The organism is Actinomycetospora sp. NBC_00405, from assembly GCF_036044095.1.
GTDB lineage: Bacteria > Actinomycetota > Actinomycetes > Mycobacteriales > Pseudonocardiaceae > Actinomycetospora > Actinomycetospora callitridis.
In genome coordinates, this window is the sequence record NZ_CP107938.1 from 3799742 (window position 1) to 3824819 (window position 25078).

A 25078-nucleotide genomic window follows, 5' to 3' on the forward strand; every position below is an offset into this window, starting at 1 on the left:
CGCCAACGCCCAGGAGGTGGCATGGACGAGCCGGGTCCGGCGGCGCGGGCGACGTCGCCGCACAGCGGGCTGCGCCGGGCCACCACCGAGCGCGCGATCCTCGACTGCCTCGCCGCCGAGAACGGCCCGCTGACCCGTGCCGAGCTGGCCCGCCGCACCGCGATCTCCCCGCCGGCCATCAGCGAGGCCGTGCGGCGGATGGAGTCCGACGCGGTGCTCGTGGCCGTCGGTCCGCGCTCCGGGGTTTCCGGCGCCGTCGCCACCCTCTACGACCTGGCCCCGGGCACGGGCGTCGTCGTCGCCGTGGAGATCAACCGCTCGGTCGTGCGCAGCGCGGTCGGCGACCTCACAGGCCGCACGCTGGAACGGTCGGACCACGACCCGCCGGAGGACGGGCACGTCGTCGCGGCGCGCCTGCACGAGGTCCTCGACACGCTCGCCCAGCGCTGGCTCGGGCACGGGCGCCCGGTGCGGGCGGCCGCGGTGTCGATCGCCAACCCCGTCGACCCCGCCACCGGGCGGGTCGTCGAGCTGCGGGAGTCCGCCTTCCCCGCGGGCGTGGTGAGCACCGAGGACGTCCGCGGCGTGGACCCCTCGATGATCGTGCTCGACAACGACGTCAACTTCGCGGCGCTCGCCGAGCGCGATCACGGCGCCGCGTCCGGGACGTCCACGTTCGCCTACCTCTACGTCGGCGAGCGACACAGCGTCGGCATGGGGCTCGTCCTCGACGGGGTGCTCGTCCGCGGTGCGCGGGGGCTCGCGGGGGAGATCGGCTACCTGCCGCTCGGCGAGGGCACGGGCCGCTTCCGCTTCGGGGAGCAGATCGCGGCGCAGGGCCTGCGGGCGACTGCGGACGCGCTCGACGCCGAGGTGCTCGCGCAGGCCGGGCGCACGCTCGGAGAGGCCGCCGTCGCCGTGTGCGCGACCGTCGACCCCGCGCTGGTCGTGCTCGGCGGGCCGGTCGGCCTCCTGCCGGGCCTGCTCGCGCACGTCGAGGCCACGGTCGCCGAGCTCGCTCCGCGGGAGGTGCCGGTGACCGCAGGCGCGCTCGGCGAGACCGCGCCGCTGTGGGGCGCGCTGGCCGAGGCCCGCCGTCTCGCGTGGGAGAACCTGGTCTCCGCGCGGGGCTGAGGCCGGGGTCAGCCCAGCAGCCAGCCCGCCGCCTCCTCGAGCACCGCGCGTTCCGCCGCGTGGTCGTGCCCGATCGTCGTCGCGTCCCGGTGGGTGTCGAGCAGGACGTGTGTCGCCCCGAGGTCCCGCAGCTCGTCGAGGTCGGCGCGGATCTGGTCCGGACGGCCCTCGCCGGCGAGGCGGTCGGCGTCCGGCCGGCGCTCGTCGGAGGGGTGCAGCACGATCCGCGGGGCGAGCGCGGGCACGGGCAGGCCGGCCTCGTCCGCGGCGCGCCGCAGCGCGGGCAGTCCCTCGGCCCGCAGCCAGCCCGCGGGCACGCGCAGGGGGTGCCAGGCCTGGCCCCACCGGACGGCGCGCCGGCGGGCGGCGTCGCCGTTGCCCCCGATCCACAGCGGCGGGTGCGGCCGGCGCCGCGGGCGCGGTCGGGTGTCGACGTCGGTGAAGGCGACGTGGCGGCCCGCGAAGCTCACGACGTCGTCGCTCCACAGCGCGAGCAGCGCGTCGAGGTACTCGTCGGTGATCTCCCCGCGACGCCCCGGGTCGATGCCGAGCGCCGCGAACTCCGAGCGTGCCCACCCGACGCCGACGCCGACGATCAGGCGCCCGTCGCTGAGCTGGTCGAGTCCCGCGAGGCTGCGGGCCGTCTGCAGCGGATCCCGGTACGGCACGACCAGGACGGTGGTGCCCAGCTCGACGCGCCGGGTGACGCCCGCGAGGTAGCCCAGCAGCGTCAGGGGCTCCCAGAACGGGCCCGGGTAGGCGGCGGTGACGTCCGGGGTCGCGGCGACGTGGTCACCGACCATGAGGAAAGCGAACCCGGCGTCCTCCACCAGGGCGGCCCACGCGCGCAGCGAGTCGACCGTCGCGGCGGGGCCGAAGTTGGGGACGGTCACGCCGATCCTCATCCGCCGACTCCGACGGAGTCGCCGAGGGGGTCCCAGTCGAGCGTCACCGTCTCCCCGGAGCGCCGCGACCGCTCGGCCGCCCAGACGATGCGGTGGCTCGTCAGCGTCTCGTCGAGACCCGTGAGCACCGCCGACGGGTCGTCGTCGGCGACGGCGCGCAGGAAGGCGCGCACGAGCTCCTCGTCGCCCTCCTGGTGGGGCGGGCGGCCGTCGCCGGGCGTGATCGTCTCGATTGCCTGGCCGGGGTGGGCCCGGAAGTCGTGGAAGCGCAGCGCGTGGCCGTCGCCCTCCACCGCGCCGTGGGTGCCGAACACCCGGGTCTGTCGCGGCGCGAGATCCGAGAACGCGGTGACGGTGTGCGTGGCCGTGATGCCGCTGTCGAACTCGAACGCGACGACCTGGTGGTCGACGACGTCGTTGTCGCAGCAGTAGACGCACCGGCCGTAGGGCCCGGTGCGCAGCGCCTCGTCGAGGGCCTCCGCCGTCGGCACCTCGGTGACGGCCCCGAGCAGCTGGTGCTCCCACTCGGAGTCGCCCAGACACGAGCGGTAGAGCCGCGGCGCCGAGTACGGGCACGTCGGCTCGACCGCGCAGTCCAGGCAGCGGGACGACGCGCCCTCGGGCTGCTTGTCGGACCGGAAGTGACTCAGCCGGCCGAACGAGGACAGGCGGGTCGGGCGGGCGCCGACGAGGTGGGTCAGCAGGTCGACGTCGTGCGAGCACTTGGCGAGCAGCAGGGACGACGCGAGGTCCTCCCGGCGCCACTCCCCTCGCACGTAGGAGTGGGCGAAGTGCCAGGCGCCGACCGGTTCCAGGTGCTGCACCGACACGAGGTCGCCGATCCGGCCCGCCCGCAGGGCCGCGACGAGCGCCGCGGTGTAGGGCGCGTAGCGCAGGGGGTGGCAGATCGAGAAGAGGACGCCGCTCCGGCGCACGACCTCGGCGACGCGCAGCGCGGCCGCCTCGTCCGGGGCGATCGGCTTCTCGACGAGCAGGTGCACGCCGCGCTCGGCGAACGCGATGGCGGGGTCGACGTGGTCGTTGTCCTGGGTCGCGATCACGACGACGTCGACGAGGTCCGCGTGCTCGGCCAGGTCCGTCCACCGCGCGAACCGGGCCTGCTCCGGGACGTCGCAGGCGTCCGCCAGACGTGCGCGGCGCTCCTGTCGCGGCTCGGCGACGGCCGTCACCATCCCGCCCGCCAGGAGGACGTTCCGAGCGTGCAGACGACCCCGACCGCCGGCACCGACGATCCCGACCCGGACCGGACGTGATCCGAAGCTCACGCGCGTTCCTCCCTGCTGCTACCCCCGCCCGGGGGACATCCTGCCCCCGACGGGTGCACACCGTCGCCGGGTATGGCCCGCATCCGGAGCATCCCGACGGGCCGGACGCCACAGCGCGCCCTCGATCGACTCCGGGCTGCCCGGCGCGGCGGCCCCCAACGCCGCCAGCTCGCCCCGGTGCTCGGCCATGTCCAGCGCCGAGAGCGCCGCGTCGAACGCGTCCTCGGTGTCGACGACGGCGTCACACAGATCCGCCGGGATGCGGGGGTCGGCGTCGACGACCGCGCGGCGGGCCGTCGCCGAGCGCTTCACGACGGGTCCGGTGTGGATCCGCGGGTAGATCTCGACCACCGTGGCCGGCCCGGCGTCGTCGAACGGCCACACCGCGAACCCCGCGGCCCGCAGCCGCGCGAGCTGGGGCATGCCCCGCAGCGAGCCGGTGCCGACGGCGCCCGCGCCCCCGATCTGGAACGTGGAGCGGGGATCGAGGCCGGCGGCGCGGGCGGCCTCCTCGGTCGCCCGGTACCCCGGGCGCGCCGGGTCGTGCGGCGGGCGGGGCACCGGGCCGCGACCCCAGAACGGCGGCCGGCAGGCCCGCAGCCACTCCTCGCCGTCGCGGGCCACGAGGTCCCACAGGGCCGCGACGTCCCCGCACCCGTGCTCGCGGGCGAACCAGGCGGGCAGGCCGAAGGAGAAGTCGAGACCGACGACGAGGGGCGTCCCTGCGGCGCGGGCGATCAGGTGCGCGGTGACGCCCTCGCGGTCGAGGCCGGCGCGGACGTCCACGAGGCGCCCGGGCCGCGCGCTCGCGACGCGGATGCGCCGGTGGGACGCGCGGGCGTCCCCCGACCAGTCCACCGCGAGCACCTCCACGGCTCCATCGTGCCGCCGCCGTGCGCGGCTCACCGAGCTGCCGTTCGTCGTCCCCGGATCACCGTTCGTCGCGCGTTGCCGGCGCTTGTCCCGTTCAACCGGTCACCACGCTTTCCGGTGGGCCTTCGTCGCAGCGATTGCCCGGCTCCGGGGCGCGGAGTTGAGTCCGGAGCGACCGTTCATCGCAACGAGCGTTACGACGAACGGTCGCTCCCGTACCGCCCTCTGCGAGGAGTCCCGCCATGTTCCGACGCGTTGCCGCCACCCTGTCGGCATCGGTCGCCCTGTCCGCCGCCGGGCTGCTCGCCGCGGCCCCGCTCGCCTCGGCCGACCCCGTTCCCACCGACGACGGCGACACCGGGATCGCGCTGCTCAACGACCTGACCGTGCTGCCCGTCCAGGCCTGCGGGGTGGACGCCGGCATCCCGATCCTGTCCGACGTCCTCGGGGGCAGTGACGCGGCGCCGTCGGACATCACCTGCGCGGTGGTGGACGAGGACCACGACTAGGCCGGCCCCCTCCTGCGCCGGAGCCGGGCCGGACCTCATGTAAAGCGCTCCGGGCGTTGATCAGCTCGGGCTTGCAGGGTTGCATGCGCATCCCGGCTGGTCCGGTGGGTGGCGATGAGGTGCCTCTGAGGGCGGGCGATCTGAGGGTCGTTCGGGCCTTGTTCGGCTGATTGCCACCGCTGGCCTGGCCACGGTGTCCCGGATGAGGGAAGTAGGCCGATGCCGGTCGAGGTCGGGCCTGGTTGCAGCACATGAGTGGGAGCCGTCGTCAGGACGCGCACGCCGCCTTTGGGGACCGTGGCCGAGCAGACACGCCGCCCGATCCGGGCCTGGTCGGAGCTGATGTCAGCGACGACGAAGGAGTGGGGCAGCGTGGGTCGACGGCTGGTCGGGATCGATCTGGGGATCGCGAGCGCGCACACGGTGCGGGTGCTCGACGGCGAGGGTCAGCAGGTGTGTCGGCGTCGTTGTGCGCCGACGGTCGAGGAATTCGCTCGGGTCGAGTCCGCGGCGCTGGCCGGGGCCGAGGCGGGAACGCGGTTGGAGGTGGTGATCGAGCCGACCGGACCGGCGTGGTTACCGGTGGCGGTGTTCTTCACCGGCCGCGGCCACACCGTCTACCGAGTCTCGAGCGCCAAGGCCGCGGACCTGCGGCGGTTCCTGTCCCGGCACGCCAAGAGCAACGGCATCGATGCCGACACCCTGGCCCGGCTGCCGCTGGTCGCCTTACAGGGGCTGGCGCCGGTGGAGTTGCCCGGGGTCGAGGCCGCAGCGCTGGACCGGCGGGTGCGGGCCACAGATCGGTTGACCCGGGCCGCCACCGAGCACAAGGTGCGGATCAAGGACCTGGCCCGCCAGCTGATGCCGGCCACTGCGCTGACCGGCGATCTCGGCGTCGCCGATCTGGCCGTGCTCGAGCGCTTCGCCGACCCCCGCGTGTTGCTGCGGGCCGGGCCGGCCCGGCTCACCGCCGTGATCGTGAAGGCCTCGCACGGCCATCAGGGCGCCGAGCGGGCTGCGGCCTGGCGGGCGGCGGCGACCGAGGCGGTCGAGCTCTACCGGGCCTACCCGGCCATGCCGTTCACCGATCTGGCCGCCGAGGTCGCCAGCGAGGTGCGACTGCTACGCGCGACCCAGGCCGAGCTCGCCGGTCACGCCCAGGCGCGCGAGGAGGCCTATCGGTGGGCCGATCCCGGCCAGCTGGCCCGCAGCCTGCCCGGCCTGGCCGCCGTCGGTGGCCCGGCCCTGGCCGCGATCATGGGACGGGCCGATCGCTTCCCGTCGGCCCGTCACTTCAAGTCCTTCACCGGGCTCGCCCCGCGGGCCTCGGAGACCGGCGAGACCGACCGCAAGGGCCAGCCCATGAGCAAGGCCGGCCCGGCGCTGCTGCGCACCACCCTGGTCCGCGCCGCCGACCACGCCCGCAAGCAGGACCCCCAGCTGGCAAGGATCTACTACACCCAGGTCGTCGAGCGCGGCGCCGAACACACCAAAGCGCTCTGTGTGGTCGCCGCTGCCCTGGCCGAACGGGCTTGGACGGTCATGCGCCGCCGGATGCCCTACGTCGTCTGCGACACCGACGGCACCCCGGTGAACCCCGAGCGGGCCAAGACCATCATCGCCGAGCGGTGGACCGTCTCCACCGAGGTCCGCGCCCGCCGCCGCAGCCGCAAGCACCAGCCCCCCAAGACGAAGGCGGGGAAGGCCCCTCAGCAAGTCCTCGCAGGACATGAACGGTCAAACGCACGCGGCGTCGACAAACGAGGCGACCTTCCCCACCACGGATCCTCACGCCGGCCCACCACCACGCGCAAGGCTCCTTGACACCCCGATCCCCGATAGGGAATCAGCCGACGAGGGTCCGGCTCGGTTCGGCCGTCGAGATCGCCGGGATGCGCATCCGGACCGCCGTGCCGACACCGGGCCGGGTGTCGACGTGGACGTCGCACTGCGACCCGAAGGCCGCGTGGAGCCGGCGGGAGACCTCGGCGATGCCGCCGTGACGGCGATCGACCTGCGAGGCCGTGCGCGTGGCCTCGGGCCCCATGCCGGCGCCGTCGTCCGACACGGTGATCACGCAGTCGGACCCGGAGCCCGAGGCGAAGACGCTGACCGCGCCGCCCCCGGGGACCGGCTCGATGCCGTGGCGCACGGCGTTCTCCACCAGCGGCGCCACGACGAAGGGCGGCACCAGGACGCCGCGCACCTCGGGCGCGACGGCGACCTCCGCCCGCAGCCGCGCGCCGAACCGGGCCTGCTCGAGGGTCAGGTACCGCTCGGCGTTGCGCAGCTCGTCGCCGACCGTCGTCAGCTCGCCCCCGGAGCGGAAGGAGTACCGCGTGAAGTCGGCGAACTCGGTGAGCAGCTCGCGGGCCCGGGACGGGTCGGTGCGCACGTAGGACGCGATCGCGGTGAGCGTGTTGTGCACGAAGTGCGCCGAGAAGCGCGAGCGCAGGGCCGACTCGACGTCCTCGGGCGAGGGCGTCGTGACGACGTCGGCGACGGCGGCCGACGGGCGGGTGCGCCGCCCGCCGCTCGGGGACTCGGCGGTCTCGAGGTCGTCGAGCTCGAGATCGGTGTCGACCACCGGCGCCGCGAGCACCGGCGCCGCGACCGTGGCCGGGTGCGCCGCGCGCAGCCCCTGCCACGCCGGGCGCTCGAGCAGCCCGGTGGCCGTCCAGCGCCGGTGCTCCACCTGCCCGACCAGGCGCGGGACCAGCCAGCGCGCGGCGCCCTGCGCGTCCTCCGGCACGACGTCGACGAAGGGGTTCTCGGGCCGCTCGAGCGCGCCGAGCACGCCGTCGAGCTCGCGGCGCGCCGCCGCGGTGACCCCGGTGAGCACGCGGCCGGAGTAGCGCAGCCCCGACTCGCCCGGCACCCCGACCAGCAGCGCCCCGACGGTGTCCGGCTGCCCGCGCGCCGGGATCCAGCCGCCGACCACCACGTCCTGGACACGACGTACGGGCGTCTCGATCCAGCTCCGCGAGCGCCGGCCGACCTGGTAGGTGGACTCGAGGCGCTTGGCGACCACGCCGTCGAGGCCGTAGCGCCGCGCCGTGGTGACCACGGCCTCGGCGCCCACGCCGGTGAAGTACGGGGGGATGACGACGCGGCTGCCGGAGAGGTCGAGCTCGGTGAGCAGCTCGCGGCGCTGGCGGTAGGGCAGGCGGCGCGTCGACACGCCGGCCACCTCCAGCACGTCGAACACGTAGTAGGAGACCGGCACGCGCGCCTGCAGGATCTCCGACGGGTGGGCGACGCGGGCCCGGCGGCGCAGCTTGCCGGCGCTGGGGCGGCCCACCCCGTCGAGGGCGACGACGACCCCGTCGAGGACGAGCCCGCCGGTGCTCGTCCAGGGCGCCGCGACCCCGAGCTCCGGGAAGTGCGACGTGACGTCGCGCCCGGCGTCGGTGACCAGCCGCAGGCCCTCGTCACCGGTGCGCGCGAGGCAGCGCAGCCCGTCCCAGAGGAACTCGAACGCCCAGCCCGCGCCGCGCGGGACGTCGCCCGCGCTCGCGAGCATGGGGCGCCCGGGCGAGGCCTCGGTGTGGTCGGTGGCCGACGTGACGCCGAGCTCCCCGGTCGTGAGAGCAGACACCCCTGCCATCGGCGCCACCTCCCCGACCCGCTCGCCACCGCCGGCGGGGTGATCGCCGGCAGGGTCCACGGTATCCGCGGACCCCGACGGTGGCACCGTCGTCGCGGACGCGGCGCGCGCGGACTGCGACCGGGGAACGGTGAGCAGCGACGAACGGTGGAACGGCGTGTCGCGGGTGGGCGAGCAGCCTCAGGCCGCCGCCAGCCCGACCGCGACGACCGTCGACGGCCGCGCGGGCACGGGGCCCGCGGGCTCGACCGAGACCGCCCACCCACGCGGCGCCGGGTCCCCGGGTCCGGGCGGCTGGGCCGTCGCGTCCAGGGGGCGTGTCACGCCGTCAGCGGGGTCCATGACGGCCACGGCGACCGGAGCGTTGCCGGGCAGGCCGGTGGCCCACAGGACGTAGTCGCGCTGGTTCCCGGTCGCGGGGAGGTCCAGCGACACCATGCGGACCGGGGCCGCGGCGTCACCCGGGTCGAGCACCACCGCCGCGGGGTTGCCGTCCGGGCCGCGCAGCACCGCGGAGCGCAGGCCGGGGTCGCGCGACCGGGCGTCGTCGACCACCCGGTCGGCCTGCTGGTCCAGCGCGACCGCCGGTGTGTCCGGCGGCGCCTCCTGCGTGGGCAGCACGCCGCGCGCCACGATGAGGCCCACACCGAGCACCACCGCGGCGACCAGGCCGCCGGCGGCGGTGACGAGCTGCCGCGACCGGCGCCGCGGGGTCGTGCCGGGGGGCCGGGGTCCGTCGTCGATCGGGCGGGCTGTGGCCGGGCGGCGCACCGGACGCACCGGCATCCCGGGCTCGGCCCGGGCCGCGGTGAGGACCCGGCCCTTCAGCTCGGCGGGCGGCTCGAGGGACGGGACCGCGGCGCCGAGGGCGGCGACCACCTCGAGGGCCTCGTCGAAGGCGCGACGGCAGTCGGCGCAGTGCGGCAGGTGGGCCTGCACGGCGCGTTCCTCGTCGGGCTCGAGCGCGGAGAAGGCGGCGCCGACGGCGTCGGCGCGCTGGGGACACGTGCTCACGCGAGGTCCCCGAGCGCATCCGCCGAGGAGCCGAGGACCGGGCCGAGCAGGACGCGCAGCCGTGCCACGCCCGCGAACATCCGCGACTTCACGGTGCCGATCGGTACGCCGGTGAGGCTCGCGACCTCGCGCTGGGAGTAGCCGCCGTAGTAGGCGAGCCCGAGCGCGGTGCGCTGCTCGGTGGGCAGCCGCCCCATCGCCGCGCGGACCTGCTCGCCGAGCACCGCGCCGAGCGCCTGGCGCGCGGCGGACGGGCCCGCGGCGGGCACGCCCTCGTCCGGCTCGCCCGTCGTCGGGTGGTGGCGACGGCGGGTGGCCTCGCGGCGCACGGCGTCGACGGCCTTGTGGTGCACCAGCGTCATCAGCCAGCTCGCGACGGTGCCGCGCCCCGGGTCGAACTTCCCGGGGTCGCGCCAGAGCGCGAGGAAGACCTCCTGCACGACGTCCTCGGCCAGCCCGTCGTCGGCGCAGATGCGCCGCGCGAGCGAGTAGGCCGGGCGCCCGTAGCGCTGGTAGAGGGCGTCGAGCGCCGCGGTCTCGCGGTCGGAGAGACGAACGAGCAGCGCGGCGTCGGCGGCCGCGGCCTCGCCGCCCGACGGCACAGCGGGTACCGCGGGCTCCGCCGCCTCGACGGGCGGCACCGCGGACATCGGGGATCGGCCACGCCGCCCGTCCCGTGCCGTGCCGGCTGCGGCGGACGTGCCCCCCACCTCGGGTGGGGCGTCCGCACGAGCCGGCATCACGGGCAGGGACACGCGGCCACCTCCTCCATCGGGGATCACTGCGCACCGTTCGCCCGCGGGTCGTCGACGGTTCGGCCGTTCGGCCGGTGCGGTGCCGAGAATCCGGAGGTGTCGCCTACGTGCTGACGGCGACGGGCTCGCCCGGCGCCGCGGCACCGTCCTCCTCCAGCTCCGCCCGGAGGTCGTCCCTGGCCTGCTCCAGCGCCCGCAGACGCCGGCCACGCGCCGGCACCCGGTCGTCCGCCATCAGCGCCACGATCTCGGCCTCGACCGCGGCGAGCCGCGCCTGCGCCGCCGCCCGCCCGACGACCCGCTCGGCCGCGTCGGCGACCTCCCGGGCCGCGCGCCGATCCGTGGCGCCGCCGATCCACCGCGTCGCCCGCCGCCACGTCGCTCGGAGCTCCATCGGGCCCCCTCCTCCTTGTCGGTTGCCGCTACTAAACCGGTTCAAAGCCGAGGACCGCAAGAGGTGCGCCACAGCCGTTCAGGGCAAATTTGAACCGGTTCACCGGGATGTGGACTCCCGGGTACCGGCCGCGACGCGAGAGGATCGGGGCGTGGAGACGGGCGGACGCGCGGGCGGGCGGGTCACGCTCGCGACCGTGGCGAGCGCCCTCGGCGTCTCCCGGGCCACCGTGTCCAACGCCTACAACCATCCCGAGCGCCTGAGCCCGCGCCTGCGCAGCCGCGTGCTGCGCACGGCCGGCGAGCTGGGCTACGCCGGCCCCGACCCGCTCGCGGCCACGCTCTCGCGGGGCCGGGTGAACGCGCTGGGCCTGGTCCACGGGGCACCGATGTCGTTCGGGTTCAGCGACCCCGCGGCGGTCCTGTTCCTCCAGGGTGTCAGCGAGGTGTGCGAGCGCGAGGACCTCGCCCTGGTCCTCATCGCCGGCGGGCCGGACAGCGCCGTCGCCCGTGTCGCGCTCGTCGACGCCATGATCTGTTACTGCGACGTCCCCGCCGAGGGCGGACTCGCGGCCATCGTCGACCGCGGGCTGCCCTTCGTCGTCGTCGACGGCCCGCGGTTGCCGGGCGCCGGGCACGTGGGGATCGACGACCGCGGCGGCGCCGCCTCCGCGGCCCGCCACCTGCTGGACCTCGGCCACACCCGCCTCGGAGTCGTCGCCATGCCGCTGATCGAGGACGAGTGGGAGGGCACGGCCGACCAGGACCGTCAGGACCGGGCCCACTACCGCGCGTCCTGCGAGCGCCTGCGGGGCTACCGGGAGGTCGTCGAGGGCGCCGGGCACCCGTGGTCGGCGGTGCCGGTGGAGGAGCGCGTGCCCTACGGCCGCGACGCGGGGCGCCGGGCCGCCGCCGCCCTGCTGGCCCGTCGCCCGCGCCCCACCGCCCTGCTCGCGATGAGCGACGAGCTCGCCCTCGGCGCGATGGCCGCCGCCGCGGACGCGGGCCTGTCGGTGCCCGGCGACGTGGCGATCGTCGGGTTCGACGACGTCCCCGCGGCCGCCGACGCCCACCCCGCGCTGACCACCGTGCGCCAGCCGCACCGAGAGAAGGGCCGGCGCGCCGCGGAGCTGCTGCTGCGCCCGGGCGTCGCCGGCGACGAGCACCGCCTGCCGGTCGAGCTGGTCGTGCGCGCCTCCACCGGCCCCCCGCCCGGGCGGTGACCCGACCCCTCCGTTCGGAGGGTCCCGGACCGTCCGCGCAGACACCGTGCGGGTCGCCGCGTCCGGTTACGGTGACCGGGCGCGGTGAAGCAGGTCACGGGACCCGGAAGGTTGCACATGGCTGGTCAGTGGTTCGAGTCGGTCGCCGAGGCCCACCGGCGGGCGAAGAAGGAGCTCCCGAAGTCGGTCTACGGCGCCCTGGTGGCCGGGAGCGAGGCGGGGGCGACCCTCGAGGACAACATGGCGGCGTTCCGGGAGCTCGAGTTCCTGCCGCACGTGTGCGACCTGCCGTTCGAGAAGGACCTGTCCACCACGGTCATGGGCCAGGACATCTCGATGCCGGTGATCATCTCGCCCACCGGGGTACAGGCCGTGGACCCCGAGGGCGAGGTCGCGGTGGCCCGCGCGGCGAAGAACGCCGGCACCGCGATGGGGCTGAGCTCGTTCGCCAGCCGCTCGGTCGAGGACGTCATCGAGGCCAACGAGAAGACGTTCTTCCAGATGTACTGGGTGGGCGACCGCGAGACCCTCGCGGCCCGCGCCGAGCGCGCCAAGAAGGCGGGCGCCAAGGGCCTCATCGTCACCCTGGACTGGTCGTTCTCCCACGGACGGGACTGGGGCAGCCCGGCCATCCCGGAGAAGATGGACCTCAAGACGATGATCAAGTACATCCCGGAGGGCATCACCCGCCCGCGCTGGGGCCTGCGGATGCTCCGCGCGGGCAGGATCCCCGACCTCACCGTGCCGAACATCCCCGTCGGCGGCGAGGAGCCCCCGACCTTCTTCGGCGCCTACGGGCAGTGGATGTTCACCCCGCCGCCCACCTGGGCCGACGTCGCCTGGCTGTGCGAGCAGTGGGACGGGCCGTTCTGCGTCAAGGGCATCACCCGCATCGACGACGCCAAGCGCGCCGTGGACGCCGGCGCCACCGCGATCCAGGTGTCGAACCACGGCGGCAACAACCTCGACTCCACCCCGGCGCCGATCCGCGTGCTGCCCGGGATCGTCGAGGCCGTCGGCCGCGAGGTCGAGGTCATCCTCGACGGCGGCGTCCGGCGCGGCAGCGACGTCGTCAAGGCCCTGGCGCTCGGTGCCCGCGCCGTGGCCATCGGGCGCGCCTACCTGTGGGGCCTCGCCGCCAACGGCCAGCCCGGTGTCGAGAACGTCTTCGAGATCCTGCGCAGCGGCATCGGCTCGGGGCTCATGGGCCTCGGCAAGAGCTCGGTGCACGAGCTCGCCCCCGAGGACCTGATCATCCCGCCGAACTTCACCCGGCAGGCCGTGAGCTGAGCACGGAACGACGCGAAGGGCCCCTCCCGGAATCCGGGAGGGGCCCTTCGCTGAGCTGACCCCAGGTCTTTCGGGGGGTCTGGGGGGCGGAGCCTCCCAGTGTGCGGTAGCGGTGGGATTCGAACCCACGGTGGGCAGAACCCACACGCGCTTTCGAGGCGCGCTCCTTTGGCCGCTCGGACACGCTACCGCCGTCGAGATTACGGGACGCTGTCCTCGCGCCGACGACCGGGCCAGAAGTCGACCATGAGCGCGGCGCACCGGGCCTCGAGCACCCCGCCGAGCACCTCGGGGCGGTGGTTGAGCCGCCGGTCGCGCACCACGTCCCACAGGGAACCGGCGGCGCCGGTGCGCGGCTCCCAGGCGCCGAACACGATCCGGTCGACCCGGGCGAGCACCGCCGCGCCGGCGCACATGGTGCAGGGCTCGAGGGTGACGACGAGCGTGCAGCCGCCGAGGCGCCAGCGATCGCCGTGGTGCCGGGCGGCCTCGCGCAGGGCGAGGATCTCGGCGTGGGCGGTGGGGTCGCCCGTGGCCTCGCGGGCGTTGGCCGCCGCGGCGAGCTCCCGGCCGTCGGCGTCGATCACCAGCGCGCCGACGGGGACGTCGTCGCCGGACGTCCGTGCGACCTCGATCGCACGGGCCATCCACTGCTCAGGCGTCAGCGGTCTCCACGACCTTCGCCAGCTCGTCGGCGAATCCGCAGCGACGGGCGATCGCGGTGAGCTGCTCGTCCGGGTAGAGGTCGATCTCCTCGACCAGCACGGCGAGCTCGTCGGCGGGGACGCCGAGGTCGGCCAGCATCCCGAGGTCGCCCTCGGGCCACGGGTCGTCGTCGGCCTCGTCCTCGTCGGGCACCTCGAGGCGCAGCAGGTCGAGCACGTCGGCGGCGACGTCGTAGTCGAGCGCGGCGACCGCGTCGGAGAGCAGCAGCGCCACCCCGCCGGGCGTGGGGCGCACGAGCACGAAGAACTCGTCGTCGACGTCGAGAAGACCGAGCACCGCGCCGGTGGACCGCAGGCCGCGGAGCGCGCTGATGGCGGAGTCGAGGTCGGCGAGGCTGTCGCGTTCCATGGCGACCGCGCGCCAGCGACCCTCCTCGCGCGTGACGGCCACCGCCCACCCGTCGAGGGGCGCGACGGTGCCGGCGCCCCCGCGTGTCGCGGCGGTGCCTGCGGACCCCTGACCTGCCATGGCCCTACGGTAGGTCCGGGCAAGTGTCCAGTGGAAGTCCGGCGAGGTCACGGAAGCGCCGGACGGTCGTCGGCGCAGGGCCTCCGGCCGTCCGGGGGTACGCGGTGGGTGAACCGGGATGCGGCGACTTCACGGTGGGGGTGCCAGGATCGGACGGGTGAGCGCTCCGGAGCGGCGAGCGGGCGGGCGCCGCGCGGCGCACCGTGCCCCGGAGCGCGCGCTGCTGGCCGAGGCCCGCGCCCTGCAGCCACGGACGCTGGAGCTGCGGCGCGCCCTGCACCGCCACCCCGAGATCGGCCTGACGCTGCCCGTCACCCAGGCCGCCGTGCTCTCCGCGCTCGAGGACCTGCCGCTCGAGGTCGACACCGGCCGGGAGTGCAGCTCGGTGGTCGCCGTCCTGCGCGGCGCACGTCCGGGGCCGGCGGTGCTCGTGCGCGCGGACATGGACGCGCTGCCGATGCACGAGGACACCGGGCTGCCGTTCTCCTCCGAGGTCGACGGCGCCATGCACTCCTGCGGGCACGACCTGCACACCGCGATGCTGGCGTCCACCGCCCGGCTGCTCGCCGGACGACGCGACCGCCTCGCCGGCACCGTCGTCCTCATGTTCCAGCCGGGCGAGGAGAGCTCGCACGGCGCCCGCATGATGATCGACGAGGGGCTGCTGTCGGCCGACGGGCCGGGCGGGACGCCCGAGTCGGCGATGGCCCTGCACGTCACGTCGCGCCTCGCGGCGGGCACGCTCCAGACGCGCCCCGACTCGATCATGGCGTCGTCCGACGACCTCCACGTGACGGTCACCGGGCGTGGCGGGCACGCCTCCGCCCCGCACGACGCACTCGATCCGGTGCCGGCCGCGGCGGCGATGGTCGGCGCGCTGCAGACGATGGTGACGCGGCGGGTCAGCGCGTTCGACCCGGCCGTGCTCACCGTGGCCCACATCAGCGCCGGCACCACCACCAACGTCATCCCCGAGACCGCGACGCTCGAGGGCACCGTCCGCACCCTGTCGGAGGAGACCCGGGCCCGCGTGCTCGACGAGGTGACGCGGGTGTGCACCGGCGTCGCCGACGCCTACGGCTGCACCTGCGAGGTCGAGATCGAGGCGGGCTACCCCGTCACGGTCAACGACCCGGACGTCGCCGACCGGGTGGCCGACGCCGGGCGCTCCGTGCTCGGTTCACGCTTCGTCGAGCCGATGCCCGACCCGATCATGGGCTCGGAGGACTTCTCCTACGTGCTCGGGCGCGTGCCCGGCGCGCTGGCGTTCCTCGGGGCGTGCCCGGTGGACGTCGACCCGGCCGAGGCGCCGCCGAACCACTCCAACCGCGTCGTGTTCGACGAGGACGCCATGGTCGCCGGGGTGGCCCTGTACTCGGGGTACGTCCTGGACGCCCTCCGGCGAGCCTGAGCCTCCGCGCGGCCCCCGTTCGGGCGCACCTCCCTCACTCTCCCGGGTCGTCCTAGGGTCGGGCCCGTGGAAGCTGTCGTCGAATCCGCAGGTGCCACCCTCGCCGCCGCCCAGCACCGCCCCGTGTGCGTGATCGGCCTCGGTCTCATCGGCGGCTCGTTGCTGCGCGCCGCCACCGACGCCGGCCGGTCCGCCTGGGGCGCGTCCGCCTCGACGACGACCGCCGAGAAGGCCGCCGCCGACGGCTACGACGTCGCCGCCTCGGTCGACGCGGCGCTCGCGCGGGCCGCCGTCGAGGACGCCCTGGTCGTGCTGGCCGTTCCGCTGACCGCGCTGGACGACGTGCTCGCCAGCGTGGCCCGCGAGGCCCCCGGGTGCCGGCTCACCGACGTCACCAGCGTCAAGGGCCCGGTCGCCGAGGCCGTCGCCCGCCGGGCGCCCGCGACCCGCTTCGTCGGCGGTCACCCGATGACCGGCACCGAGTTCTCCGGGTGGGACGCCGGGTCGCTGCAGCTCTTCCACGAGAAGGTCTGGGTGGTCGCGACCGAGGACGACGCCGACCTCGAGGTGTGGGTCGACGTCGCCGCCCTCGCGCTGGCCTGCGGGGCGGTCGTCGTGCCCGCCGCCGCCGACGAGCACGACCTCGCCGTCGCCCGGATCTCGCACCTGCCGCACCTTCTCGCGGCCGTCCTCGCGTCCGTGGGCGCCGACGGCGGCGAGCTCGCCCTGGCGCTGGCCGCCGGGTCGTTCACCGACGGCACCCGCGTGGCCGCCACCCGCCCCGAGCTCACCGCGGCGATGTGCGAGGGCAACCGCGCCGCACTGCTGTCGTCGCTCGACGACGCCCTGGGGCGCCTCGGCGCCGCCCGCGGCTCGCTGGCCTCCACCGGAGGGCTGCTGGCCACGCTCACCGCCGGCCACGACGGCCGGGAGGCGCTCGACGCGGCCCGACGGGCCCGCCGCGAGGTGCGCATCGCCCTCGACGGCACGCCCGCCGAGTTCCTCGAGGCCATGCGCGAGGTGGGCCGCACCGGCGGCCGGGTCATCGGCTGGACGCCCGAGGCCCTGGACGCGGCGCTCGACAGCGAGGACTAGCGGGCTACGGGTCGGTCGGTCCCGGGCCGCGGTCGAACCGCCGGTGCAGCAGCCAGAGGGCGGCCGCGTCCGGCACGGGGGGTGCCTGTCGCCGCGCGGGGGCCGACGACGAGTGGATCGATCTCTCGTAGGCCCGGTCCAGCGCCACGTGGGCGCGATCGACCGCGGCCTGGGCACGCCCGAGCACCGCGAACGTGTCGTGGCGCCGGCCACGGCCGCTCCCCGCCGGGGGGACGTTCTCGGGGTGGGGTGGCACGGCGGTCCTCCGTCCGTCGGTCCGCGACCGACGGGGTATCCGGTGGCGCGATCGACTACTCGCGGGTGGGGGTGCCTGGCGTCAGAACAGCGTGTCGTGCTGCGGCGTGCGCTCGCGACGGGCGTGGCGGGGTCGCCGGGAGGAGGTCGTCGACGGGACCGCGGACGCGCCGGACGGCACGGTGGCCGGCGGGCCGGCGTGCGCCCCCACCCGCGGCGCGTGCGGGGCGACGCGGACCCAGTCGCCCCCCGAGTCGCCCGAGCGGTACGGCGTACCCCGGCGCTTGGCGATCACCCCGGAGAGCCGCTGGGCGACGACACCGGCGAGCAGGGCGGACCCGTCGTCGTAGGCCGGCGAGATCTGGATGCGGGTGGCCCGCGACAGGTCGAGGCGCGAGAGCACCGCCCGCCGCTCCTCGAGGGGCCGGGGGTCGAGCGGTACGCCGTAGAGCCGCATGACGTCGTAGACCATGAACACGGCCGGCCGCTCGCGGGCCAGCGCCCGGGCGCGGGTGGCGTCCTCGACCCCGAGACGCTCGCCGAGGGCGTCGGCCGACGGGCTCCCGCCGTCGAGCATCACGGCCTCGCCGTCGAGCAGGCCGTCGGCGACGGCGTCGACGAGGCCGGCGAACTCGGGGAACCGGGCGGTGACGTCCTCGCCGTCGGCGGTGCACAGCGTCAGCTCGCCCTGGTCGACGTCGGCGAGCAGGCGGACCCCCGCCCAGTCGACCTCGTAGCTCCACGCGCCCTCGACCGGCAGGTCGCCGGGAACGGGGAGCATCGGGAGCACGGAGCCATCGTGCCCCCGCCCACCGACAACGGCGGGGACCGGGGTCGGCGCGTCATTGACTGGGACGAGTGGTGCCGGTGGGGCATGCTGGTGCCGACGCACGGTGAGGAGACCACGCACCGTGCCCGCCGAGAGGGGCCGATGATGCGCGCGATCTGGAACGGCGCCGTGTCGTTCGGGCTCGTGAACGTGCCGGTGCGGCTCTACGCCGCCACGAGCAACCACGACATCCGTTTCCACCAGGTGCACGAGCGCGACGGCGGACGCATCCGCCAGAAGCGCACGTGCTCGGTCTGCGGCGAGGAGGTCCAGTACTCCGAGATCGCCAAGGGCTACGAGACCGACGACGGCCAGCTGATCATGCTGGACGACGACGACCTCTCGACGCTGCCGGTGGCGAGCGGGCACGAGATCGACGTCGTGCAGTTCGTCCCCTCGGACCAGATCGACGCCCTGCTGCTCGACAAAAGCTACTACCTCGAGCCCGAGAGCAAGGCGGTCAAGCCCTACGCGCTGCTGCGCGAGGCGCTGCGGGAGACCGACCGCATGGCCGTGGTCAAGGTGGCGCTGCGGCAGCGGGAGACGCTGGCGCTGCTGCGGGTGCGCGACAACGCGATCGTGCTGCAGACGATGCTCTGGCCCGACGAGGTGCGCGAGCCCGAGTTCGAGACCCTGCGCACCGAGGTCGAGCTGCGCCCGCAGGAGATGCAGATGGCGTCCTCGCTGGTCGAGAGCCTCTCGGGCGACTTCCAGTCCGACCAGTTCGAGGACGACTACCGCCAGGCGATGGTCGACCTCATCGACTACAAGATCGAGCACGGCGGCGGGCGTCCCACGCCGGAGGCCGCGCCCGCCGAGGAGGGCGACGACATGACCGACCTCCTCACCGCGCTGCGGCGCAGCGTCGAGGCGGCCGGGGGCAAGGCGCCGGCCGAGGAGCCCGCGGCGGCGTCGTCGGACACGAAGGACGAGGCCGAGGACGCACCGGCCGAGGAGAAGCCGAAGCGCTCGCGCTCGAAGAAGACGGCGGAGAAGAAGGACGAGGCGCCCGCCGAGGAGGCGCCGAAGAAGTCCTCGACCCGCAAGTCGAAGAAGAAGTCCGACGAGGACGAGGACGAGGAGACCGCGACGGCCAAGGGCGGGCGCAGCAAGACCGCCTGAGCGCCGCTCAGTTCGCGAGCGCCTCCTGCTCGGGGACGTCGTAGCCCTGGTCCTCGATCACGTCGACGAGGGCCCGGACGGTGACGGCCTCGTCGTGCTCCACGCGTACGAAGCGCCCGTCGACGTCGACCTCGACGGTCCGCACACCCTCGAGCGGACCCACGGCACCCTCGATGGCCGACTTGCAGTGCCCGCAGTGGATCTCCGGGACCGACAGGGTGGTGCTGGTCATCGACGTGCCTCCGTTTCGTCGCGTCGGGGCCGGGGGAGCCCTCCGCGTCCACGGCACCGTCCCGTACAGGGCACGAGTGCATACCCCCCGAGGGTAACCACGACGCGAGGGAGCGCTGGACGACGATGGCCGAGAACGCGACGCTGCAGGGCAAGACCGTCATGTTCCTCTGCGCCAAGGAGGGCACCGAGCAGGTCGAGCTCACCGAGCCCTGGAAGGCGGTCGAGGAGGCAGGCGGTACCCCGGTGCTGGTCTCCGAGACGCCCGGATCCATCCAGGCCTTCAACCACCTCGACAAGGGCGACCGCTTCGACGTCGACGCGGTCATCACCCAGGTCAAGATCGAGAACTACGACGCCCTGGTGCTGCCGGGCGGCGTGGCCAACCCCGACCTCCTGCGCACGATCCCGGACGTCGTCCAGGTGGTCGGGCAGTTCTTCGCGAACCGCAAGCCGGTCGCCGCGATCTGCCACGCGCCGTGGACGCTCGTCGAGGCCGACGTCCTGCGCGGGCGCCGCCTGACGTCGTTCCCGAGCATCGCGACCGACCTGCGCAACGCCGGCGCGGAGTGGGTCGACGAGGAGGTCGTCGTCGACGAGGGGCTGATCACCAGCCGGACCCCCGACGACCTGCCGGCGTTCTGCCGCACGCTCGTCCAGGAGTTCGCCCAGGCCCCGACGCCCGCGCACGCGTTGAGCGCCGATCAGGCCTGAGCCGACGCGACGACTGCACCACCCGGACGCCGACCGGCACCCGAACGGCGCCGGTCGGCGTCGTCGCGCGGAGCACACGCCCGGCGGGACATACTCCCGCCCCATGCGCAGACGCACCGCCCGTGCCGTGGTCGCCGTCGGTCTGGTCGCGGGCCTCGCGGCCGCCGGCTGCAGCAACGAGTCGCCGACCCCACCGGCCCCATCAGCCGGAGCGCCCGCGAGCCCCGCCCCGCCCGTGCCGACGACCACCGGGTTCCTGCCGCCCGGCGTGCCCACCGAGGGCACGCGCCCGCCGACGGAGAACCTGGCGCTGGCCGCGGAGCCCCGCTCGGCCCCCGTGCCGACGTCGACGCCGCCCGGACGGCAGGTCCGCGTCGGTGACGCCCCCGAGGGCGTCGTCGTCGACCCGGTGACCCGCACCGTGGCCGTCGCCAAGCGCAACCCGAACGAGCTCGTCCTGCTCGACGCCGACACCGGCGAGGTCCGCGGACGCACGCCGCTGCCCGGGTTCGTGCGGCACCTCCAGCTCGCCGGCCCCGGCGGGCCGGTGCTCGTGCCCGTCGAGAGCGCCAACGCCGTGGTCCGCGTCGACCTGCCCGGGGGCACCGCGCAGGCGCCGATCGTCGTCGGCACCGTGCCCCACGACGTCACCCAGGCCCCCAACGGGACGGTCATGGCCGCCGACGAGCTCGGCGGCACCGTCTCGGCGGTGCGCGGCGACCAGGTGGTCAAGGTCTTCACCGACGCCGTCCAGCCCGCCGGGATCGTGCCGGTCGGCAACATCGTCGGCATGGTCGACGTCCGCAAGAACACGCTGACGACCTACGACGTCGACACCCTGCGCATCGTCGGGGAGGTGCCGTCCGGCGCCGGCCCGACGCACATGGTGGCCGACCGGCACGGGCGCATGATCGCCACCGACACGCGCGGCGACGCGGTGATCGTCTTCGAGCCGACGTCCGGGCCGAACGGCGGGCCGCGCGAGGTCGCCCGCGTCGCCCAGCCCGGCGGGCCCTACGGCATCACCTACGACCCCGCCCGCGACCGCCTCTACGTGGCGTCCTCGGGCACCAACGAGGTCATCGCCTACGACATGACCGCGCCGCAGCCGCGCGAGGTCGGACGGGTCGCCACGGTGCAGAACCCGTACACCCTCGGCGTCGACCCGCAGACGGGCCGGCTCTACGTCGCCGGCGTCTCCACCGGCGCGATCCAGATCGTCGACCCGCCCGCCTGACGTCGGGGCCCGGGACGTCGACCGCGAGCCGACGTCCCGGGCCTCAGCTGCTCGGACTCAGCAGATCGGACGGAATGTCGTCGTCCTCGCGGATGGCGTCGAAGAACCGCTCGGACTTGGAGCGGTTCCACACGACGCCGCCGGAGACGCTGGACGACAGGTCGACCGGGACCGTGGTGGTGACCGCCCCCTCCCCGGAGAGCGAGCGCATGGCGAGCCCGAGGCTCCCCAGGTTCCAGATGTGCGTGCTGTCGTCCACGGTCAGCGTGGCGACCGCCGAGTCGGCCAGCGGCACCACCTGGAACGGGTTGAGCAGCGTCAGCGGGCTCGCGGCCTCGGACATGAGCGCCGAGAGGAACTTGCGCTGGTTCTGGATCCGCTGCAGGTCGGCGTTCGGGAAGGCGCGGGTGCGCACGAAGCCCAGCGCCTGGGGGCCGTCGAGCTCCTGGCACCCGGCGGGCAGGTCGATGCCGGCCTTCGGGTCGTCGATCGCGTCGTCGAGGCACATCTCGACGCCGCCCACTGCGTCCACCATCCCGGCGAAGCCCTCGAACCCGATCTCCGCGTAGTGGTCGATCTCGATGTCGGCGGCGGTCTCGATGGTCTGCGTCAGCAGCTCCGGCCCGCCGATCGAGTAGGCCGAGTTCAGGCGGCCGCGGCCGTGGCCCGGGATCGGCAGGATCGAGTCGCGCGGCAGGCTGGTGAGCGAGGTCTGGCCGCCGAACCCGCCGACGTGCACGAGCATCATCGTGTCGGTGCGGCTGCCGTCGACCTCGCCGGTGGAGAGTTGCTGCTCGGTGGCCTCGGTGAGTCCGGCCCGGCTGTCGGAGCCCACGATGAGCCAGTTGGTCCCCGAGCTCGAGGAGCCCTCGTACTCGGGCAGGGCCCCGAAGCGTGTCATCTGCGTGTCGAGGTAGATCCCGAAGCCGACGACGAGCAGCAGGACGACCGCGAGCACGGCGCCGATCCGCTTGGGCCAGCTCCAGTGGGAGAAGGGGCCGCTCCCGCGACCGCGACCGCGGCCGCCCGAACCGGCCCCGCTGCGCGACCACCCCGGACGCTCGGGGAGCCGTTCGCGCCACGACGGGCGCTGCTCCCGCGCCTCGCGGGCGACGTCCGGGTCGAAGCCGACCTGCGGGTCGCGGTTCCAGTCCGGTGCGCCGACGCGGGTCGGCTGCGCACGGGGCGGCGAGGCGGCGCCGCCGGCAGCACCGGCCCCTGCGGCCGGAGTCCCGCGCGGGGCCTTCCGGCCGCGACCGGGCATCGAGAACCCGCCGGGTCGCACGGGGGGCGGGCCGCCCGGGGCCGGCCGTGGCGCCTGCCCCGGCGCCTGGCCGGGGGGCGGGCCCGCGGGCCGGCCGGGCGGACGACCGCCGGGGGGCGGGCCGCCACCGGGGGGAGGTCCGCCGGGTGGGCCGCCGGGGCCCGAGGGGGGTCGCCCCCGACCGGGGGGTCCGCCGGGTCGGTTCATCGCCGCCTCACCTCGTGCCTCGCGGTGACGGAGCGCCGGGGGCGCCGACCGGCTCTCGGGTGCCGGCCGCGGGCCGTCGTGCTCGGAGACGATACGCAGGCCACGACGGTGGCCGACCGCCCCCGGACGGCCGAGGACCGGCACGGCGTGCTGACGGCACTCCGCCGGGCGTCATCCCGGAGCCGCCCGCGGCGTCACACGTCCGGACGAGCGGCGCGGTCGAGCACCGCGAGGACGAGCCCGGTGACGGTCGGGGCGAGCTCGCCGAGACGGTCGCCGCGCCCGTCCTCGACGGCGTCGAGGACCAGCTCGTTGATACCGCCGACGAGGGCGACCGCCGTGGGGCGCGGGATCCCCTGCAGGCCCTCGAGCTCCGGCACGGTCCCGGACCCGCCCGCGGCCCACCGGGCGGCGCCGAGGCCGACCAGCACGGAGAGCTGGTCGGCGAACCGGTTGAGCACCTCGCGCCGCACCCGCCAGCCGCGCTGCCCGAGCCCGCTGATCTCGGTGAGCAGCGTGCGCGTCAGGGCCGGCTGCTCGGCGAGGGCGTCCAGGTAGGCGCGGGTCGCGGTGTCGACCTCGGCGGCGAGGTCCGGCGCGGGCGCGCCGTCGCCGGCCTCGACGGCGGGCGCGACGGCCTCGGCGATGCGCGTCAGCGGGCCCTCGGCGGCCGCGACGTAGGCGGCGAGGAAGCAGTCCTCGCGGTCGGCGAAGTGCTGGTAGAAGGTCCGCTTCGACACGCGGGCGGTGGCGACGACGTCCGCCACCGTCACCGCGGCGTACCCGCGGTCGGCGACCAGCGCGATCATCGCCTGGACCAGGCGGTCGCGGTGGGCGGGACTCCCGGAGCCCCCCGACGACGCCGGGGCGCTCGAGGGTGCGCGAACGGACACTGGACAACGGTACCACCGCGTACCACACTGATCGGCGCTGCGGTACGGTCGTGTACCAACGCATCGGGGACACGTCCGCCGAGCCACGAGGAGGACCCATGACCACGCCGACAGAGGCGTCTCCGGAGACCACGAGCCAGGAGCCCGTCGCCCACCTCGCGGTGGCCATCGTCGGCAACGGCTTCTCCGGGCTCGGCACGGCGATCCGTCTGCGCCAGGCGGGCGAGGACAACTTCCTGATCTTCGAGCGCCACGACGACGTCGGCGGCACCTGGCGGGACAACTCCTACCCCGGCTGCGCCTGCGACGTCCCGAGCCACCTCTACTCGTTCTCGTTCGCCCCGAACCCGGACTGGAGCCGCTCCTTCTCGGCCCAGCCGGAGATCCACGCCTATCTGCAGCGCGTGTCGGCCGAGTACGACATCGACCGCTTCACCCGCAACCGCCACGAGGTGCTCGACGCGTCGTGGGACGACGAGGCGCAGCACTGGGTGGTGACGACGAGCCAGGGCGTCTGGACCGCGGACGTGCTGGTCCTGGGCTCGGGCGCGCTGTCCGACCCGTCGTTCCCCGACGTCCCGGGCCTCGAGGACTTCGAGGGCCCGGTGTTCCACTCCGCGACCTGGCGCCACGACCTCGACCTGAGCGGCCGTCGCGTCGCCGTCATCGGCACCGGCGCGTCCGCGATCCAGTTCGTGCCGGAGATCGCCCCCGTCGTCGACACGCTGAAGGTCTTCCAGCGCACCCCGCCCTGGATCATGCCGCGCGGCGACCGCGCCATCACCGGTGTCGAGAAGCTGCTGTTCCGGTGGTTCCCGCCGGCCCAGCGGGTCGTGCGCGAGGCCATCTACTGGGCGCGCGAGACGTTCGTGTTCGGGTTCAAGGACCCGAAGCGCATGGGGAAGGCCGCGAAGATCGCCGAGCGCCACATGCGGCGGCAGGTCACCGACCCCGAGCTGCGCGAGAAGATCACGCCGACGTACTCGATGGGCTGCAAGCGCATTCTGCTGTCCAACGACTACCTGCCCGCGCTCGACCGCGACAACGTCGAGGTCGTCACCGAGAAGATCGTCGAGGTGCGTCCGAACGCCGTCGTCACCGCCGACGGGGTCTCCCACGAGGTCGATACGATCATCGCCGGCACCGGCTTCGCCATCGGCGACCTGCCGATCAGCCACCGCGTCCACGGGCGCGGCGGACGCAGCCTCGCCGAGGACTGGGCGGGCTCACCGTTCGCCCACAACGGCACCATGATCGCGGGCTTCCCGAACGCCTTCACCCTGCTCGGGCCCAACACCGGCCTCGGCCACAACTCGGTCGTGTTCATGATCGAATCGCAGATCAACCTCGTGCTCGACACGATCCGCCACATGCGTGAGCACGGCGTGGGCGCGGTCGAGCCGACCGTCGCCGCGCAGACCGCCTTCGTCGAGGAGATGCAGCGGCGGACGGCGGGCACCGTGTGGGTCGATGGCGGCTGCTCGAGCTGGTACCTCGACAAGCACGGCCAGAACTCCGCGCTCTGGCCCACGTTCACGATGCCGTTCCGCCGTCGGCTCAAGCACTTCCGGCCCGAGGAGTACGCGCTCACCCCGGTCGCCGCGTCCCGCCGTTCCTGACCCCCCGATCCGAGGAGT

The 25078-nt window shown here is 75.0% G+C and carries 25 protein-coding genes and 1 tRNA gene; 11 read left to right on the forward strand and 15 right to left on the reverse strand.

Going from position 1 to position 25078, the window contains the following annotated elements; genetic code table 11:
* Positions 1-21 precede the first annotated feature (21 nt).
* The gene (locus OG774_RS18760) at positions 22-1134 is read left to right on the forward strand and encodes an ROK family transcriptional regulator (protein ID WP_328303183.1); all 1113 of its coding nucleotides are present in this window, start codon (positions 22-24) and stop codon (positions 1132-1134) included.
* Between the two features lie 8 nt (positions 1135-1142).
* On the opposite strand, the gene OG774_RS18765 is transcribed toward OG774_RS18760, so the two are convergent.
* From OG774_RS18765 to OG774_RS18775, 3 genes are read right to left on the reverse strand one after another with little or no spacing between them, the layout of a single operon-like run.
* On the reverse strand, positions 1143-2027 hold the full coding sequence (locus OG774_RS18765) for a TIGR03619 family F420-dependent LLM class oxidoreductase (protein ID WP_328303185.1): 885 nt from the start codon (positions 2025-2027) through the stop codon (positions 1143-1145).
* A gap of 8 nt (positions 2028-2035) precedes the next feature.
* The gene (locus OG774_RS18770) at positions 2036-3325 is read right to left on the reverse strand and encodes a Gfo/Idh/MocA family protein (RefSeq protein ID WP_328303187.1); all 1290 of its coding nucleotides are present in this window, start codon (positions 3323-3325) and stop codon (positions 2036-2038) included.
* Positions 3326-3343: 18 nt separating this feature from the next.
* Entirely contained in the window at positions 3344-4198 is an 855-nt protein-coding gene (locus OG774_RS18775) for a hypothetical protein (RefSeq protein ID WP_328303189.1), read from the reverse strand.
* 242 nt (positions 4199-4440) lie between these two features.
* Here OG774_RS18775 and OG774_RS18780 point away from each other — a divergent pair, with 242 nt between their 5' ends.
* Both OG774_RS18780 and OG774_RS18785 read left to right on the forward strand, forming a co-directional pair.
* On the forward strand, positions 4441-4707 hold the full coding sequence (locus OG774_RS18780; RefSeq protein WP_328303191.1) for a hypothetical protein: 267 nt from the start codon (positions 4441-4443) through the stop codon (positions 4705-4707).
* A 297-nt stretch (positions 4708-5004) separates the two neighbouring features.
* Positions 5005-6531: a transposase gene (locus OG774_RS18785; protein WP_328303196.1), complete on the forward strand. Its 1527-nt coding sequence runs from the start codon at positions 5005-5007 to the stop codon at positions 6529-6531.
* A 22-nt stretch (positions 6532-6553) separates the two neighbouring features.
* Here the strand turns inward: OG774_RS18785 and OG774_RS18790 are convergent, their stop codons facing one another.
* The 4 genes from OG774_RS18790 to OG774_RS18805 all read right to left on the reverse strand — a co-directional run bounded on the left by OG774_RS18790 (position 6554) and on the right by OG774_RS18805 (position 10477).
* Positions 6554-8314 (reverse strand): ATP-dependent DNA ligase, encoded by a 1761-nt coding sequence (locus OG774_RS18790; protein ID WP_328303198.1) that lies wholly within the window; start codon positions 8312-8314, stop codon positions 6554-6556.
* A 180-nt stretch (positions 8315-8494) separates the two neighbouring features.
* Positions 8495-9328: an anti-sigma factor domain-containing protein gene (locus tag OG774_RS18795; RefSeq protein ID WP_328303199.1), complete on the reverse strand. Its 834-nt coding sequence runs from the start codon at positions 9326-9328 to the stop codon at positions 8495-8497.
* Positions 9325-9978: an RNA polymerase sigma factor gene (locus tag OG774_RS18800; RefSeq protein ID WP_328303201.1), complete on the reverse strand. Its 654-nt coding sequence runs from the start codon at positions 9976-9978 to the stop codon at positions 9325-9327. Before OG774_RS18800 ends, OG774_RS18795 begins: the two co-directional genes overlap by 4 nt.
* Before the next feature lie 208 nt (positions 9979-10186).
* Positions 10187-10477 (reverse strand): hypothetical protein, encoded by a 291-nt coding sequence (locus OG774_RS18805; protein WP_328303203.1) that lies wholly within the window; start codon positions 10475-10477, stop codon positions 10187-10189.
* A gap of 151 nt (positions 10478-10628) precedes the next feature.
* Between OG774_RS18805 and OG774_RS18810 the strand changes: the two genes are divergently transcribed.
* Both OG774_RS18810 and mftD read left to right on the forward strand, forming a co-directional pair.
* A complete protein-coding gene (locus OG774_RS18810; RefSeq protein ID WP_328303205.1) occupies positions 10629-11699 on the forward strand; it encodes a LacI family DNA-binding transcriptional regulator in 1071 nt (356 codons plus the stop codon).
* Positions 11700-11816: 117 nt separating this feature from the next.
* Positions 11817-12989: a pre-mycofactocin synthase MftD gene (mftD, locus tag OG774_RS18815; RefSeq protein WP_328303207.1), complete on the forward strand. Its 1173-nt coding sequence runs from the start codon at positions 11817-11819 to the stop codon at positions 12987-12989.
* Positions 12990-13093: 104 nt separating this feature from the next.
* On the opposite strand, the gene OG774_RS18820 is transcribed toward mftD, so the two are convergent.
* The 3 genes from OG774_RS18820 to OG774_RS18830 form a co-directional block, all read right to left on the reverse strand.
* A tRNA-Ser gene (locus OG774_RS18820) sits at positions 13094-13179 on the reverse strand.
* Positions 13180-13189: 10 nt separating this feature from the next.
* The gene (locus tag OG774_RS18825; RefSeq protein WP_328303209.1) at positions 13190-13636 is read right to left on the reverse strand and encodes a nucleoside deaminase; all 447 of its coding nucleotides are present in this window, start codon (positions 13634-13636) and stop codon (positions 13190-13192) included.
* 7 nt (positions 13637-13643) lie between these two features.
* Positions 13644-14183 (reverse strand): tRNA adenosine deaminase-associated protein, encoded by a 540-nt coding sequence (locus tag OG774_RS18830; protein ID WP_274197301.1) that lies wholly within the window; start codon positions 14181-14183, stop codon positions 13644-13646.
* A 220-nt stretch (positions 14184-14403) separates the two neighbouring features.
* Here OG774_RS18830 and OG774_RS18835 point away from each other — a divergent pair, with 220 nt between their 5' ends.
* Both OG774_RS18835 and OG774_RS18840 read left to right on the forward strand, forming a co-directional pair.
* Positions 14404-15594 (forward strand): M20 metallopeptidase family protein, encoded by a 1191-nt coding sequence (locus OG774_RS18835; RefSeq protein ID WP_328311028.1) that lies wholly within the window; start codon positions 14404-14406, stop codon positions 15592-15594.
* A 66-nt stretch (positions 15595-15660) separates the two neighbouring features.
* Positions 15661-16689: a prephenate dehydrogenase gene (locus OG774_RS18840; RefSeq protein WP_328303212.1), complete on the forward strand. Its 1029-nt coding sequence runs from the start codon at positions 15661-15663 to the stop codon at positions 16687-16689.
* A 4-nt stretch (positions 16690-16693) separates the two neighbouring features.
* Here OG774_RS18840 and OG774_RS18845 read toward each other — a convergent pair whose 3' ends face one another.
* Positions 16694-16945, reverse strand: coding sequence for a hypothetical protein (locus tag OG774_RS18845; protein WP_328303214.1), 252 nt, complete (start codon positions 16943-16945; stop codon positions 16694-16696).
* Between the two features lie 81 nt (positions 16946-17026).
* On the reverse strand, positions 17027-17725 hold the full coding sequence (locus OG774_RS18850; RefSeq protein WP_328311030.1) for an ATP-dependent DNA ligase: 699 nt from the start codon (positions 17723-17725) through the stop codon (positions 17027-17029).
* An 18-nt stretch (positions 17726-17743) separates the two neighbouring features.
* On the opposite strand from OG774_RS18850, the gene ku reads away from it, so the two are divergent.
* Positions 17744-18895: a non-homologous end joining protein Ku gene (gene ku / locus OG774_RS18855; RefSeq protein ID WP_328303216.1), complete on the forward strand. Its 1152-nt coding sequence runs from the start codon at positions 17744-17746 to the stop codon at positions 18893-18895.
* Between the two features lie 7 nt (positions 18896-18902).
* Here the strand turns inward: ku and OG774_RS18860 are convergent, their stop codons facing one another.
* The gene (locus OG774_RS18860; RefSeq protein WP_328303218.1) at positions 18903-19127 is read right to left on the reverse strand and encodes a copper ion binding protein; all 225 of its coding nucleotides are present in this window, start codon (positions 19125-19127) and stop codon (positions 18903-18905) included.
* A 125-nt stretch (positions 19128-19252) separates the two neighbouring features.
* Between OG774_RS18860 and OG774_RS18865 the strand changes: the two genes are divergently transcribed.
* Positions 19253-19840 (forward strand): type 1 glutamine amidotransferase domain-containing protein, encoded by a 588-nt coding sequence (locus OG774_RS18865; RefSeq protein WP_328303220.1) that lies wholly within the window; start codon positions 19253-19255, stop codon positions 19838-19840.
* 103 nt (positions 19841-19943) lie between these two features.
* Positions 19944-21077, forward strand: coding sequence for a YncE family protein (locus tag OG774_RS18870; protein ID WP_328303222.1), 1134 nt, complete (start codon positions 19944-19946; stop codon positions 21075-21077).
* A gap of 43 nt (positions 21078-21120) precedes the next feature.
* On the opposite strand, the gene OG774_RS18875 is transcribed toward OG774_RS18870, so the two are convergent.
* Entirely contained in the window at positions 21121-22341 is a 1221-nt protein-coding gene (locus OG774_RS18875; protein ID WP_328303224.1) for an LCP family protein, read from the reverse strand.
* A gap of 401 nt (positions 22342-22742) precedes the next feature.
* Complete coding sequence (locus OG774_RS18880; protein ID WP_328303226.1) at positions 22743-23441, reverse strand: TetR/AcrR family transcriptional regulator; 699 nt, start codon at positions 23439-23441, stop codon at positions 22743-22745.
* Positions 23442-23539: 98 nt separating this feature from the next.
* Between OG774_RS18880 and OG774_RS18885 the strand changes: the two genes are divergently transcribed.
* Positions 23540-25060, forward strand: coding sequence for a flavin-containing monooxygenase (locus OG774_RS18885; protein WP_328303228.1), 1521 nt, complete (start codon positions 23540-23542; stop codon positions 25058-25060).
* The last annotated feature ends 18 nt before the right edge of the window (positions 25061-25078 follow it).